This window comes from Bacillus sp. 522_BSPC, from assembly GCF_001076885.1.
Lineage (GTDB): Bacteria > Bacillota > Bacilli > Bacillales > Cytobacillaceae > Niallia > Niallia hominis.
The window spans coordinates 21,810-36,211 of sequence record NZ_JVDT01000122.1 but is presented as its reverse complement, the minus strand read 5'-3'; the positions used below and the strand labels follow the sequence as shown (position 1 = coordinate 36,211).

Below are 14,402 nucleotides of genomic sequence, written 5' to 3'. Positions count from 1 at the left end.
GTATTTAAAATAAGGCAATTATATCTCTTGAACGGAACTATCGATAGAATATGGAGAGAAATCGATATCACATGCAGATCCAAGGACAAATTTGGCCAGTTGTTTGCCGATAAATGGGCCCATCGTTAAGCCTGATGCTCCTAAACCATTCGCAATCGTTAATCCTTTATACTGTGTCAGTCTTCCGAATACTGGAAGAAAGTCATTTGTAAATGGACGGAAGCCAACTTTTGCTTCTCCCCAGATTCCATCGGATAAGCCTGGAGCGAATAGTAAAGCTTTATCGATAATCTCTTTTATTCCCGCAACCGTTATGTCAGCAGCTAACGCAGTCGTATTATCGTGTGTTGCGCCTATCACAATGCTGTTATCTTCTAAAGTTAATATATACTGATCATGTGGTGGCATGACAACAGGCCAATCAGAACATGTTACATCTTTTAGCTTTACATGCAAAATCTGTCCTTTCTGTGCTTTCACATCAAAGGATAATTGTAATGGCTTAAGTAACTCATTTGCCCATACCCCCGCAGCAATGACTACTTCATCCGCATAAATAGTAGTGTTATCACTAAGTTTTACGCCAATAATTTCGTCTTTTTCTTTGATAAGCGTACTATTTGAGTGAATAAAGGTTGCACCTAATTGTTTGCTAGCCTCTATAAGAGCATTTCGTAGTGCCCAGCCATTTACTCTTGCTGCTCCACTAATATGTAAAGCGCCATATCCTGGAGCTAATAACGGGAACAATGCCTTTGCTTCTGATGAGGTAAGAATATTTACATCTCCAATTTCTGGTGCTTCTAATTTTCTTTTTAATGTTCTCTCTTCCATAGCTTCTAGTTTTGTAAGATCGGAATGAAGGCTTAGAGCACCAACTTTTTTATAACCAGTATGTAATTGATGATAGCTATTTAAATCTTCAACAAGGGATGGATAGTATTTCGCACCTTCTCTTGCTAATACATACCATTTTTTGTTTCTACGCTGGGAATTCCAAGGGCAAATGATGCCAGCTGCTGCCTTTGTTGCTTGTCCTTGATCTTCTCGATCAATGACTATAACCTCTGCTCCACGCTTTGCTAATTCAAATGTAATAGAGGCGCCAAGTATCCCTCCGCCTACTACAATTACTTTTTTCATGTATTAATCAATTCCTTCTATATATTAAGTTAGGACTGGTTTCAAAGTTTGTTGGTCGTAATTTGAAAGTATATTGTCATCACAAATTATGGGAAGGGTTACCCTATTGTTTGCAAAGGGAGGCTAGCCTTTGAGTTATCCCTAAAGTGCCTTCTTGTCATGTATTAATTTACTTTCAAAAAACCAATTATTGAAAAACAGCCAAGGTAAAAAGCTATTTCTAATATAACATAGTGGTTCAAATAGAAAGAAATTCGCATTTTTTAACAAAAAAGAAAAATGTTGAGTTGTGTCGAAATAAAACGATAAAATACTTCTATTAAGAACGGTTCATTATTTTAATATTATTTAGTCGCTTCCATTTTTTTGGAGTGATATATAGGAAAAAAGTTTGAAAAAAATGTGAACAAACGAAGAAAAATGACAATTGAAATATAATTGTAATATTTCTATTACTTAAATGACAAATTATGATGTTATACTTCTATTTGTGGCGAAAGATGTTTTATATAAAGAACTTTCGTCGAAAACAGGGTTATTGTTTGATTTACACTGTAGAGAATACTATATTATAAGAGTCTCTCTACCAATTACATCATAAACATAAAGAAGATACATAGATAAATAAATTAGAAGAATTCTACATTAGATAAATGTGCAGGGGGAAAATGGAATGTTAAAAAAGAAACTAGTGGTACTAAATACGACGATATTACTTGGATTGGGTACTAGCTTAGCAATCCCAGGAATAAATGCTCATGCGATTCAACCAACTAGCATTACGCAACAACAAGCATCTTTAAAAAGCCAAATTTCTGACGCTCAAATTAAAATTGTAGAAACGCAAGAAGAGTTAAAAAAATTAGAGGCTCAAATTAAAAGAGTAGATAAAGCAATTGAGGAAAATAAAAGTCTTATTGAGGAAACAAAGGCTAAAATGAAAGCTACGGAGAAAGAAATTGACTCTCTTGAGAAAAAAATAAAAGAATTAGAAGATAGAATTGAAAAGCGTAATGATGTATTAAAAGAAAGAGCACGTTCTTTCCAAGAAAATGGAGGAAGTGTTGATTATATTGAAGTATTATTCGGTGCTGCTAGTTTTAAGGAATTTGTTGACCGTGTAGGTGCAGTTGCTACAATTATGGAAGCAGATCAAGATTTAATTGCAAGCAATGAGAAAGATAAAGAAGATTTAGAAACAAAGCAAAATGAAATAAAAGATAAATATGATGAGTTGAATAATACGAAGTTAGATCTTGAAGAAATGCAAAAGCAAAATGAAGATCAACAGAAGAAAAATGAGCAATCCAAAAAAGATTTAAAGGCTAAAGAAGCTGAAAATAAAGAACGTAAAGCAGAATTGGAACAGAAATACGGTTCTTTACAATCTGTAGAGCCACAAATTAAAAAAATGATTCAACAAAAAGAAGAAGATAACTTAAATCAATTGGTTGCTTCGACAGTTGGAACGAATGACAGTGGGAGTGCTAGTAAGACTTCAAGTGAAAAAGCAAGCGGTGGTAAATCAAAAGCAATTACTGCTGGTTATAAATATATTGGGAATTCAACTTATAAATTTGGCGGTGGAAGAACTGCTTCCGATGTAGCAAACGGATTGTTTGATTGTTCTGGATTTGTTAGCTGGGCTTATTCACAAGCTGGATATAGCATTCCTGCAAGTACGGATGCTTTAAAGAACTCCGGAACGCGCGTGTCTACAAGCGATATGCAACCAGGTGATTTAGTGTTCTTTAACACATATAAAACAGATGGTCATGTTGGAATCTATATTGGTGGAGGTAAGTTTATCGGTTCACAAAGCTCTACTGGTGTTGCAATAGCATCTATGAATAGCGGGTATTGGAAATCTGTATTTAATGGAAGAGTTGTTCGTTTCTAATAGAATCATTTCAGGAAAGCATTACTAGTGAGTTTTATCTGGTAATGCTTTTGTTCTGTTTACTTATATAATACCCATTAGTAAAAAAAATATGCCTTTTTTTTGAAAGATGCGTTAATTTTTTATTTATCTCCCAACTTCAGTTAGACATTAATTACAAGCTTGTGAGCGTTTAAGAAGGATAGGTGGGAGAGTAATAGCCCCTAAAGGGTTTTCTAAGCTAGAACTAACCTTTAGTGAAGGATGAAGGACCACAATTTTTCTAAAAGGATTCACGACATTTTTATTATTAGTGTAATAGTAATTTGTTTCCCTCTATTATTAAATGGATAATATGATGGAAGATAAAAGCGAGTATTCTTAAGAAGGTAAAATTCTTGACCAATTAAAAAGTTTATTATAAAATTTTTAATCGGAATCGTTTGGATTTATGTTGACAGCTTTATGGGAAAAGTCTATTATTAAGTGTCATGTTTAATAAGTATATAAACGAAAAAGGTAGGAGTAGCTTTCATTTATGATTAATCTAAATAAATGAATAACTAGGTGTATTCCATTCCCTCTTTAAATCGTAATGAATACGAAATGGTTAAAGGATAGATTTACTTTCTCAAACTAGGAAAGTAGGCTACTCAATATATGTTATAGAGTATATACCTGTAGGAAATGGCAAAAATTATAAAAGTTTAGATGTGTCTCGACAGTGGATGGACACGGAGATATATTTTATATCAATCATTGATATAAAAGTCTGTATAATCAGCTAGCACCTTTGACATGGTATCGTTTTATATATTAGATTAATCGGCTTTTATTTAAATAATGAATTGATGACGTGAATTACAAATGGAAAGGAGTAATTACTATGAAACTGGCGACAGTATCAAATATTACCTTTGGATATGAGCATGTCCCTTCTCTTGAAAATGTCTCTTTTGAATTAGAAATTGGTGAGTTTGTTGGGATTACTGGCCCGAATGGTGCAAGTAAATCTACACTCTTAAAGTTATTATTGGGCTTGCTTAAACCTTGGTCAGGCAGTGTGAAAATAAGTAAGCTTAATTCGAAGGAAAAAAAATTAACAGTTGGTTATGTTCCGCAGCAAATCTCTTCTTTTAATGTTGGATTCCCGAGCACGGTGATAGAACTTGTTCGTTCAGGTAGATATCAGCGTAAAAAGTTTTATGAGAGACTGAAGGAAGTTGATCATGAGGCAGTGAAGAAGTCTTTAGAAATGGTTGGAATGTGGGAGTATCGAAATAAGAAAATAGGAGAGTTATCTGGAGGACAAAAACAGAAGATTGTGATTGCCCGAATACTAGCGTCAGAACCGGATTTACTTGTTTTAGATGAACCGACAACAGGCATGGATGCGGATAGTAGAAAAGGATTTTATGAATTTATGAAGCATCAGGTTAGAGAACATAATAGAACGGTAGTCATGGTAACCCATGATCAAGATGAAGTAGAAGGTTATTTAGATAAGATTATTCATATAGAGAAAGGAGAAAAAGGTGGATGGAGATGTTTGAGCTTGAATTCATGCAAAGAGCATTTTGGGCAGGTGGGCTCATTGCAATAATTGCACCAATCATAGGGATTTATTTAGTCTTAAGAAGACAGGCGTTAATGGCCGATACTTTGTCCCATATCTCATTAGCTGGTGTTGCGATTGGTTTTTTCTTTCAAACAAATGTGACACTCTCTAGTCTACTAGTCGTTGTCGCTGGGGCGATTGGGATTGAATATATGCGTCGTGCATATCATACTTATTCAGAAGTATCGATAGCTATTTTGATGGCTGCTGGTCTGTCATTTGCGTTATTTCTTATGAGCTTATCAAGTGGTGGAATGACGGCAAGCATGGATCAATATTTATTTGGGAGTATTATTACGATAAGTAAACAGCAAGTAAATGTGTTAGCAATTGTAACTGGAATTATTCTTTTATTTTTTCTTTTCTTTACGAGACAGATGTATATTATGACCTTTGATCAAGATACTGCTACAACTAGTGGGATTAATACAAGTATGCTATCTATTGCATTTAGCATTTTAACGGGTATTGCAATTTCTGTTATTATACCAACTATTGGAGTATTATTAGTTTCTGCCCTGTTGGTACTACCTTCTGCTTTTTCCATTAAATTAGTAAAAGGTTTTAAATGGGTGTTTATTGTTGCCATTTTAGTAGCGGCAGTTAGTATTTTTACTGGTTTATTTTCATCCTATCATTTAGGAACTCCTCCTGGAGCAACGATAACGTTATTATTGGTAGTTATCTTGCTTATAGGTTTCTTAAGTCAAAAGGTTTATATGATAGTTCGTCGTGCATCAAGCCAGAAAAATTATAAAAAAGTAGGGTAAAAAAAGAGGAGTCAGTGCTATTAATAGCTGGCTCCTCTTTTTATCTATTTAGTTAATATCCTTTATGGTAGTCTACTAAATTAATCGGGAGTGGTTCTCCTTTTAGATAGTAATTTGCATTCTGTAGAAATATTTCTTCTATCACTCTACTGCTATAATGCTCTGTAGAACCAGATGTGTGAGGAGTAATAATGACATTTTCTAAATCCCATAATGGACTTGATTGCTGTAATGGTTCTGTTTCAAAGACGTCTAATCCCGCACCTAATATTTCTCCACTTGTTAATGCTTCAACTAGATCATCTTCTTTCACAATTTCTCCACGTCCGATGTTAATAAAGAATGCTGACTTTTTCATTTGCTGAAATTGTTCTTTTTGGAATAAATGGTATGTATCATCAGTTAAAGGAAGAGTGACAACAACATAATCACATATTGGAAGTACTTCAGCTAGTTGATTGGAAGTGTATAATTTATCCACATAGTCTGTCGGTTTCAGCGAGTTTCTTACACCGATGACATGCATATCAAATGCTTTCGCAATTTTAGCTGTTTCTAACCCGATTGCCCCAACGCCAATAATGCCAATCGTTTTTTTATGAGCTTCCAACTTGATATCGGTACCATCCCACTTTTTTGTTTGCTGATTTCGAACATATGTATGAATATTTCTTGTTAATCCTAGTAGGAGAGCGAAAATCGTTTCAGAAATTGGATAGCTATGTACTCCGTTTGCGCTTGTTATAAAAATATTTTTTTTACTTAATTGATCTAATGGAAGGGTATTTATACCAGCGCTCCATGTTTGAATCCATTTGAGCTGGTCATTTTGGTTAATGCTTTGCATATCAAAACTATTTCTCCAACCAACAATTATTTCAGAATCAATCAAATGCTCTTGCCATTCATCCTGTTTTGATGCATGAATAATTTGCCATGCAGAGAATTGGGACTTAACTTTTTCCAATAGAGAAGGATGGAGGGGGTGGGTAATTAATATTTTTCTGCTATTCATATGGGGGACACTCCTTTATTATTTGATTGTATTATTACTATTGTAACAAATCATAAGATAATTGGAACTATTTTGCTTATTTAAAATGATTCTATGCTTTCTATTTGGAGGAATTACTAATTTAGTTGAAATATAAAGAATTATAAGTAGTTATTGAAGGATGAACTTGCTATAATGAAAATGCTATTAATGAGTAAGTACGTGGAAGTTAATGAATGGAAGTAGATGATGAAATAAAGTAACAGGAGATGAAATCTTGAATACAGAAGTAACTATTTTATTAACAAGTGATGTCCATGGAAATATATTTCCAGTGAACTATGGGAATAATGCGCCATCTGATGTGGGCCTAGGAAAAGTTGCTACTATTATAGCAAAGGAAAGGGCAAAGAATCCAAATACGATTATAATAGACAATGGTGATTTAATACAAGGTACGCCTTTAACATACCATTATGTGAATTTTTTAGCAGATAAAAAAAATCCAATGATAACAATCTTAAATCAATTAAAATATGATGGGGCTGTTATTGGAAATCATGAATTTAATTACGGTTTAACTATTTTAAAAAGTGCTGTAAAAGAATCAAATTTTCCTTGGCTTTGTGGGAATATTGTCGAAGAAAAAACAAATCAGCCGTTTTTAGGTACCCCTTATTTGATTAAAAGAATTAATGGCTTTAAAATTGCAATTCTTGGCTTGACAACGCACTATATTCCGAATTGGGAAAACCCTAAGAATATCAAAGGACTTCAATTTAATGATGCATTCGATAGTGCAAAAAAATGGGTAGATTTTATTAATAAAGAAGAACAGCCAGATGTTCTTGTCATTTCCTATCATGGTGGATTTGAACGGAATCTGGAAACGGGAGAGCCAACGGAAGTATTGACTAGGGAGAATCAGGGATATAGCATTTGCAAACAGATAGATGGTGTTGATGTGCTATTAACTGGCCATCAACATCGAGAATTAACTGGTAATATAAATGGCACAGAAATTATACAGCCAAGTAATAATGGAAAATTTGTGGGCAAAATAACATTGGTGCTTGATGAAAACGGGGAGGTAATAAAGAAAGACTCCGAATTATTATCAGTAGCAGATGTGGATGCAGATGAAGAAATCCTTATGTTAGCAAAAGAATATGAAGATAGTACACAAAAATGGCTGGATACGCCAATAGGACATATTGATGGAGATATGCTTGTAAAAGATCCAATGGAGATTCGCTTAGCAGATAGTCCGCTCATTGAATTTATTAATAAAGTGCAAATGGAAGCTGCGAATGTAAAAATCAGTAATACGGCACTCTTTAATAATGAATCCCCTGGATTTAAACCAAATGTGACAATGAGAGACATTGTTTCCAATTATATCTATCCTAATACATTCAAAGTACTAGCTTTAACTGGGAAAGATATTCGTGCAGCACTTGAGCAAAGCGCCAAATATTTTGCTTTGAATGAGGAAGGTGAACCAATAGTAAATCCTTCCTTTGTTTATCCTAAACCACAGCATTATAACTATGATATGTGGGAGGGTATTGAATATACACTTGATATAACAAAACCTCATGGACAAAGAGTCATTCAGCTAGATTTTGAAGGCAAACCAATAAATGAGGAAGCTATTTATGAAGTGGTAATGAATAATTATCGAGCTGGGGGTGGCGGTGATTTCTTTATGTTTAAGAATAAACCTGTTGTCCGAGAGATTCAATTTGATGCTTCAGAATTACTTGCAAATTATATAATGGAGCGAAAAATTGTGCCCGCTACTTGTAATCATAATTGGAAAGTTATTTGGTGATTATATTTAGGGCTGAAAGCAAGTCTATAGGGTAAAATAGTCAGCTATTGTCGAGAGAATATATGTGGGTCTATCGATAGTAGCTGATTTTTTATTATTCTTTTAGACAAGTTTATTGACATGCCCTTTTATTTCATTTTTAATATTGTTAATATTAAAAAAATAGAAGCGTCAGGGGATGAAGATGTTGAGTAAACCGATAATAGGGATAACAGGTGCTTATATATTTAAAAATAAATTCATGGAAGGTACATACGTTCATCATGATTATCAAAAATCAATTGCTGCCAATGGTGGGTTGCCGATCATTCTTCCGTTTGTGGAAGAGAATCTTGCAGTAGAAATGGTAGATCTATGTGATGCCGTTATTCTAAGTGGTGGAGAGGATATAGATCCTATTACATTTGGAGAAGATCCACATCAAAATATCGGGGATACCATTCTCCTGCGGGATAAAGTGGAAATAAATGTAATTAATAGAGCGATGGAGACAAATAAACCAATACTAGCAATATGCAGAGGGATTCAAATATTAAATGTTGCTTTAGGGGGAACACTAATTCAAGATATTCCTTCTCAAGTGAAAGATAGTATTAAACATACTCAATCTGTGAAAAGAAGCTGGGATACTCATTTTGTAACCATAAAAGAAGATAGTCAATTAGCATCTATAATAGGAGAAACGAAAACAAGGGTAAATAGCATTCACCATCAAGCGATTGATATGTTAGCAAAGGATTTAGTGGAGGTTGCAAGAAGTAAGGATGGCATCATTGAAGCGGTCGAGCATAAGAGTTATCAAAATTTTTTGTTGGGAGTACAATGGCATCCTGAATCTATGGCATCTACCAATGAAAAGATGAATCAAATTTTTGCTGAATTTATAAAGAGAGCAAAACTAGAAAAAGTGAACATGTTACATAAAATGAAGTCATAAGAAAAAACAGTCATGAAGATAAAGATAAAGGCAAAAAAAGAAAAAGATGAAAAAAAAGTTAGTATTAACTCCTAAAATCAGCTAAAATAATAAGGTAAGACAATTTTTTCTTAGGAGGCATAACAATGAGCGAAAAAACATTTACGGTAATTGATGAAACTGGGATTCATGCAAGACCAGCAACATTATTAGTAAGCACTGCTAGTAAATACAAATCTGATATGCAAATCTCGTTCAAAGGTAAATCTGTAAACTTAAAGTCTATTATGGGCGTAATGTCACTAGGTGTACCAAAGGGTGGAGAAATTACTATTTCTGCAACTGGTGAAGATGAAGTAGAAGCAGTAGAAGGTGTAGAAGCTGTCCTTAAAAAAGAAGGATTAGTTGGTTAATCTATATGCTTCAATGGCCCTCTGAAATGGGGGTCACTCTCATTTATTTTTTTGTAGCTTTGTTAAAGCGTTTACATTTCGATGTTAACAAAAAAAGATCTGACTTTTGTTGTCTTTACATTACAAAAGCTAGATCTTTTTTTGTTTTTTTTCAATGATAAAATAGCGCATTTCATGGATGCGTTCGTTTCTATATATTCGCTATCTCCATTTCTCTCTGTACATAATATGAGAATTTTTAGTAAAATGAAAAGGGAATAGGAGGATTGGCATGATTGTAAAATTAGATGATGTGGGCTTAAAAAGAAATGGACAGTGGATTCTACAACATATTAATTGGGAGATTAAAAAAGGGGAGAATTGGATTTTATATGGTCTTAATGGTGCCGGTAAGACAGCTTTATTAAATATGATTTGTGCCTATTATCATCCAACAGAAGGTAAGATGGAAGTTCTAGGAAAGGTATTTGGGAAATCTGAATTAGGGGGAGCACTGAGAAGAAGAATTGGATTGGTATCAAATCGTCTGCAACAAAAATTATATGAATCTGACAGTGCATTTGAAATCGTGCTAAGTGGCGCTTATGCGTCTATTGGTTTATATGAGTCACCGACAACTGAAATCAGAAATCGAGCTATTGCTATTATGAAGCAGTTAGGTAGTTTGGAATATGCTGACAGACCATATAATAGCTTATCGCAAGGTGAGAGACAAAAGGTTCTTATTGGAAGAGCATTAATGCTGGATCCGGAGCTTATTATTTTGGATGAACCAGCAACTGGCTTGGATTTTTTGGCAAGGGAACAATTATTGGACACCATTTCAAAGATAGTAAACGAGGACACAAGCATCATTTATGTTACACATCATGTGGAAGAGGTATTGCCAGTTTTTTCCCACTCTTTTCTCTTGAAAGAAGGTAAGGAATTTTCCTCTGGCTATACAAAGGATATATTAACGAGCAAAAATATGAGTAGCTTTTTTTCGTTACCAGTTGAAGTTATTTGGAATAACGAACGGCCGCTTTTGGCTAGAAAAAAGCGCTCACTGATCGAAAATTAGGAAAGGGAGAATAGATTGTGGCTTATAAAATTGTCTTTATAGATATAGATGGAACGTTAGTGAATGAGGAGAAAAAAATACCTCATGATGCAAAATTAGCAATTAATGAGTTAAAGAAACGCAATATTCCCATCGTTTTAGCAACAGGAAGAGCACCGTATTTCTTTTCAGATATATTAGCTGAATTAAATTTAACATCATATATCTCTTTTAACGGCTCGTACGTTGTTCATGAGAAAGAGGAGGTATATAAAAAACCGATTCCGATAGAGACGCTAGAGAAATTAGAACAAATTGCTTTAAAAAATGATCATCCGTTAGTATTTCAAGGAAGTAAGGAATGCTGTGCAAATCATCAAGAGCATGCTCATATTATTGAATCCTTTCAGTCATTGAAATTAAATGCGCCATCCTATCGAAAAGATTTTTGGAAGGAGGCGGATATTTATCAATGCTTGCTTTTCTGTGAAGAAAAAGATGAAAATTTATATGAAGAAACTTTTTCAACGATTCACTTTGTACGTTGGCATCCTTTATCAATGGATGTTATCCCCACTGGTGGGTCAAAGGCAGCAGGAATAGTGGAAATTTTAAATAGATTAAATATCGATCCTCAGGAAGCTGTGGCATTTGGAGATGGGTTAAATGATAAAGAAATGCTCTCGTATGTAGGTATGGGGATAGCGATGGGAAATGCTCATGAAGAAGTTATACCATTTGCGAAAATGGTCACAAAACATGTGAATGAAGGCGGTCTCTCTTATGGTTTGAAAGAAATTGGTTTAATCTAGTACGGGACATTTTTAATATACATAGAAGAAAAGCTGTCAAAAGTTAGTTTTTAGTCTTTTGACAGCTTAGGATGAAAAAGATAATCTAGTCTTTCCAATCTTCATACACTACAACTCCACCTGATAAATCGATGGTATTACGTTCCCCTTTATAAAGAAGTTTGCCATCTTCTTTCACGATTAGGTTTTCGTAGGTAAATACCTTTTTTCCATTTGGTAAGGTGATAACTACTTTTTCTCCGAATTCTTCTTTTCCTGTTCTGGGCTCACTAGCAAAATATTTATCTGAGAAAATATAGCCTCCAAATAGGGTAGTTAAGAGTAAGATGGAACCTAAAAAATAGATGATTTTTTTGCTAATACTATTTTTCTTTTCGTCGTGTTTTTCCGTACTTTTCATATGCGCCTCCACAATATCACCTTTTCGTTAAAAATAATTGCTAAAACGGTATCAATGGCAGATGTAATAATAGGTTGATATATATGAAATTCCCTCTAAATTATGATATGAAACAAAAACATAAAGATGACGAAAATTTGAATGTAATATCGTTTTCCCTTTTTTGATGTAGTTTATTGTTAGGAAAGGTGTTTTCTAAAAGAATGTTGCTTTTTATAGGAAAAGCAATTAATGAGAATAACGGAACCGCTTGAATAATCGTAGCATCTCTAGGGGAACTGCGAGAAAGATCGATTCTTACAACATATGAGGCATAATGGATATGGAAAGGAAAAATGAATAGGGTGAATTTGTTTTTTATAAATATTCCTGAAACCTTTTTTAATTTCTAATCGTATATTTGATAAGAAATAACATGAAGGAGGAATGATTAGGTGACCACATAATAAAATTTAAAAAATGGAAAGTGAATGATGTATATGGAAATATTCGGCTTTGATCTTCCCACCATTTATTTAACCGTATTAATAGGATCGGGAATATGTGTCATTTTAACATTATTATTATCAGATTTATTTGGCGGAGATATTGGTGTCTTCAATCCCACTTTAATCCTTGCTTTTTTTACGATATTAGCAGCAAGTGGCTATTTGATGGAAAAGTATTCCGATATCAATAGTGTTATGATTCTATCTATTTCAGCAGTTATTGCACTCATTGTTTCTAGCTGTTTACATTTTTTTGTATTTATCCCACTTGCCAATGCAGAGGAGTCATTGGTTTACAATGATGAATCATTAAAAGGGAGAATTGGCAGAGTGATTACTGCTATTCCGAAAGATGGATATGGAGAAATTTTAATTGAGAGTATAAGCGGTAATATTTCAAAGACCGCAGCAAGCTTTTATAATGAAGAAATTGGCTTTGGTGAGGAAACGGTTGTAGTAGAGATTAAAGAGAATGTTGCTTATGTAGTCCGTAATAACGGAATTTAGGAAAGTTAATAAGAGGAGGAAAACTGGATGCAAATGGAGATTTGGATTGTAATAGGAATTGTAGCAATTTTACTAATCGCACTTATTAGTATATTTATGGCAAAGTATAAAACAGCAGGACCTGACGAAGCGCTAATTGTAACAGGAAGCTATTTAGGATCAAAAAATGTTCATGTTGATGAATCTGGAAATAAAATTAAGATCATTAGAGGCGGAGGGGCATTTATTCTCCCTGTTTTCCAACAATCAGAGCCTTTAAGCTTATTATCTAGCAAATTAGATGTTTCGACACCTGAAGTATATACAGAGCAAGGTGTTCCAGTAATGGCAGATGGTACAGCAATTATTAAAATTGGTGGTTCTATTGGTGAAATCGCAACAGCAGCTGAACAGTTTTTGGGGAAAACCAAACAAGATCGTGAAAACGAAGCAAGAGAAGTATTAGAAGGACATTTGCGTTCTATCCTTGGTAGTATGACAGTAGAGGAAATTTATAAAAATAGAGATAAGTTTTCACAAGAAGTGCAAAGAGTTGCTTCACATGACTTGGCAAAAATGGGTCTGGTCATTGTCTCTTTTACCATTAAAGATGTAAGAGATAAAAATGGATACTTAGAATCCCTTGGTAAACCGCGTATTGCACAAGTAAAAAGAGATGCAGACATAGCAACTGCAGAAGCCGATAAAGAAACAAGAATTAAAAAGGCAGAAGCAGATAAGGATGCTAAAAAGGCTGAATTAGAAAGAGCTACGGAAATTGCCGAAGCAGAAAAAGAAAATCAAATGAAAATTGCTGATTATAGAAGAGATCAAGATATTGCAAAAGCGCGTGCTGACCAAGCGTATGATTTAGAAAGTGCTCGTTCTAAGCAAGAAGTTACCGAACAAGAAATGCAAATTAAGATCATTGAAAGACAGAAACAAATTGAATTAGAAGAAAAAGAAATTTTAAGAAGAGAAAAGCAATATGATTCAGAGGTTAAAAAGAAAGCTGATGCAGATCGCTATGCAATGGAACAGGCAGCTGAGGCAAATAAACGTCGTGAAATTGCAGAAGCAGATGCTAATCAATATCGTATTGAGTCACAAGCGAAAGCCGAGGCAGAAAAAGTCCGTGTAGACGGTTTAGCGAAAGCGGAAGCGGAAAAAGCAAAAGGGGAAACAGAAGCAGACATCATTCGCTTAAAAGGTTTGGCAGAAGCGGAAGCGAAACGCAAGATTGCAGAAGCATATGCACAATACGGCCAAGCGGCAATCTTAGATATGGTGCTTGACATGTTACCGGAATATGCAAAACAAGTGGCTAGCCCATTAGCGAATATTGATAAGATTACAGTTGTTGATACAGGAAGTGATGGCAGTAATGGTGGAGCAAATAAAGTAACAGGCTATGCGACAAACCTCATGTCAACAATGCAGGAATCTTTAAAGGCTTCAGCTGGGATTGATGTTAAAGAATTATTGGAGAATTTATCTGGTAAAGGGAATATTCGTCAAAGTATTAATGAATTGAATGATAATTTAAGTAATAAATCAGAATAAGGAAGAAAAAGGGTCAGATTTATAATCGGACCCTTTTTCAATAT

The 14,402-nt window shown here is 34.2% G+C and carries 13 protein-coding genes; 10 read left to right on the top strand and 3 right to left on the bottom strand.

Annotated elements, in window-relative coordinates:
- Positions 1–18: 18 nt before the first annotated feature.
- A complete protein-coding gene (locus ADJ83_RS09755; RefSeq protein WP_031539917.1) occupies positions 19–1,143 on the bottom strand; it encodes an NAD(P)/FAD-dependent oxidoreductase in 1,125 nt (374 codons plus the stop codon).
- A gap of 673 nt (positions 1,144–1,816) precedes the next feature.
- Between ADJ83_RS09755 and ADJ83_RS09750 the strand changes: the two genes are divergently transcribed.
- The 3 genes from ADJ83_RS09750 to ADJ83_RS09740 all read left to right on the top strand — a co-directional run bounded on the left by ADJ83_RS09750 (position 1,817) and on the right by ADJ83_RS09740 (position 5,410).
- Positions 1,817–3,043 (top strand): coiled-coil domain-containing protein, encoded by a 1,227-nt coding sequence (locus ADJ83_RS09750; RefSeq protein WP_031539916.1) that lies wholly within the window; start codon positions 1,817–1,819, stop codon positions 3,041–3,043.
- An 865-nt stretch (positions 3,044–3,908) separates the two neighbouring features.
- The gene (locus tag ADJ83_RS09745) at positions 3,909–4,625 is read left to right on the top strand and encodes a metal ABC transporter ATP-binding protein (protein ID WP_031539914.1); all 717 of its coding nucleotides are present in this window, start codon (positions 3,909–3,911) and stop codon (positions 4,623–4,625) included.
- Positions 4,562–5,410: a metal ABC transporter permease gene (locus ADJ83_RS09740; protein WP_031539913.1), complete on the top strand. Its 849-nt coding sequence runs from the start codon at positions 4,562–4,564 to the stop codon at positions 5,408–5,410. The genes ADJ83_RS09745 and ADJ83_RS09740 overlap by 64 nt, the downstream gene beginning before the upstream one ends.
- Positions 5,411–5,462: 52 nt before the next feature.
- Here the strand turns inward: ADJ83_RS09740 and ADJ83_RS09735 are convergent, their stop codons facing one another.
- Positions 5,463–6,425 (bottom strand): D-2-hydroxyacid dehydrogenase, encoded by a 963-nt coding sequence (locus ADJ83_RS09735; RefSeq protein WP_031539911.1) that lies wholly within the window; start codon positions 6,423–6,425, stop codon positions 5,463–5,465.
- Between the two features lie 256 nt (positions 6,426–6,681).
- Here ADJ83_RS09735 and ADJ83_RS09730 point away from each other — a divergent pair, with 256 nt between their 5' ends.
- The 5 genes from ADJ83_RS09730 (at position 6,682) to ADJ83_RS09710 (ending at position 11,421) form a co-directional block, all read left to right on the top strand.
- Positions 6,682–8,238: a bifunctional metallophosphatase/5'-nucleotidase gene (locus tag ADJ83_RS09730; RefSeq protein WP_031539909.1), complete on the top strand. Its 1,557-nt coding sequence runs from the start codon at positions 6,682–6,684 to the stop codon at positions 8,236–8,238.
- A gap of 184 nt (positions 8,239–8,422) precedes the next feature.
- Complete coding sequence (locus tag ADJ83_RS09725) at positions 8,423–9,175, top strand: gamma-glutamyl-gamma-aminobutyrate hydrolase family protein (protein ID WP_031534087.1); 753 nt, start codon at positions 8,423–8,425, stop codon at positions 9,173–9,175.
- 125 nt (positions 9,176–9,300) lie between these two features.
- Entirely contained in the window at positions 9,301–9,567 is a 267-nt protein-coding gene (locus ADJ83_RS09720) for a phosphocarrier protein HPr (RefSeq protein WP_031534089.1), read from the top strand.
- A gap of 271 nt (positions 9,568–9,838) precedes the next feature.
- A complete protein-coding gene (locus ADJ83_RS09715; RefSeq protein WP_031534091.1) occupies positions 9,839–10,630 on the top strand; it encodes an ABC transporter ATP-binding protein in 792 nt (263 codons plus the stop codon).
- 17 nt (positions 10,631–10,647) lie between these two features.
- Positions 10,648–11,421: a Cof-type HAD-IIB family hydrolase gene (locus tag ADJ83_RS09710; protein ID WP_031534093.1), complete on the top strand. Its 774-nt coding sequence runs from the start codon at positions 10,648–10,650 to the stop codon at positions 11,419–11,421.
- 85 nt (positions 11,422–11,506) lie between these two features.
- Here ADJ83_RS09710 and ADJ83_RS09705 read toward each other — a convergent pair whose 3' ends face one another.
- Positions 11,507–11,821 carry a hypothetical protein gene (locus ADJ83_RS09705; protein WP_031534095.1) on the bottom strand — a complete coding sequence of 105 codons (315 nt, stop codon included), beginning with the start codon at positions 11,819–11,821 and terminating at the stop codon, positions 11,507–11,509.
- A gap of 473 nt (positions 11,822–12,294) precedes the next feature.
- On the opposite strand from ADJ83_RS09705, the gene ADJ83_RS09700 reads away from it, so the two are divergent.
- A complete protein-coding gene (locus tag ADJ83_RS09700) occupies positions 12,295–12,816 on the top strand; it encodes a hypothetical protein (RefSeq protein ID WP_048717690.1) in 522 nt (173 codons plus the stop codon).
- A 27-nt stretch (positions 12,817–12,843) separates the two neighbouring features.
- Positions 12,844–14,358 carry a flotillin family protein gene (locus ADJ83_RS09695; protein WP_031534099.1) on the top strand — a complete coding sequence of 505 codons (1,515 nt, stop codon included), beginning with the start codon at positions 12,844–12,846 and terminating at the stop codon, positions 14,356–14,358.
- The last annotated feature ends 44 nt before the right edge of the window (positions 14,359–14,402 follow it).

Bases quoted from the DNA above. Each gene is read 5' to 3' on its own strand.
- ADJ83_RS09725 (WP_031534087.1), top strand. From the start codon at position 8,423: ATGTTGAGTAAACCGATAATAGGGATAACAGGTGCTTATATATTTAAA.
- ADJ83_RS09750 (WP_031539916.1), top strand. From the start codon at position 1,817: ATGTTAAAAAAGAAACTAGTGGTACTAAATACGACGATATTACTTGGA.
- ADJ83_RS09740 (WP_031539913.1), top strand. From the start codon at position 4,562: ATGGAGATGTTTGAGCTTGAATTCATGCAAAGAGCATTTTGGGCAGGT.
- ADJ83_RS09755 (WP_031539917.1), bottom strand. From the start codon at position 1,143: ATGAAAAAAGTAATTGTAGTAGGCGGAGGGATACTTGGCGCCTCTATT.
- ADJ83_RS09735 (WP_031539911.1), bottom strand. From the start codon at position 6,425: ATGAATAGCAGAAAAATATTAATTACCCACCCCCTCCATCCTTCTCTA.
- ADJ83_RS09700 (WP_048717690.1), top strand. From the start codon at position 12,295: ATGTATATGGAAATATTCGGCTTTGATCTTCCCACCATTTATTTAACC.
- ADJ83_RS09745 (WP_031539914.1), top strand. From the start codon at position 3,909: ATGAAACTGGCGACAGTATCAAATATTACCTTTGGATATGAGCATGTC.
- ADJ83_RS09715 (WP_031534091.1), top strand. From the start codon at position 9,839: ATGATTGTAAAATTAGATGATGTGGGCTTAAAAAGAAATGGACAGTGG.
- ADJ83_RS09720 (WP_031534089.1), top strand. From the start codon at position 9,301: ATGAGCGAAAAAACATTTACGGTAATTGATGAAACTGGGATTCATGCA.
- ADJ83_RS09705 (WP_031534095.1), bottom strand. From the start codon at position 11,821: ATGAAAAGTACGGAAAAACACGACGAAAAGAAAAATAGTATTAGCAAA.
- ADJ83_RS09695 (WP_031534099.1), top strand. From the start codon at position 12,844: ATGCAAATGGAGATTTGGATTGTAATAGGAATTGTAGCAATTTTACTA.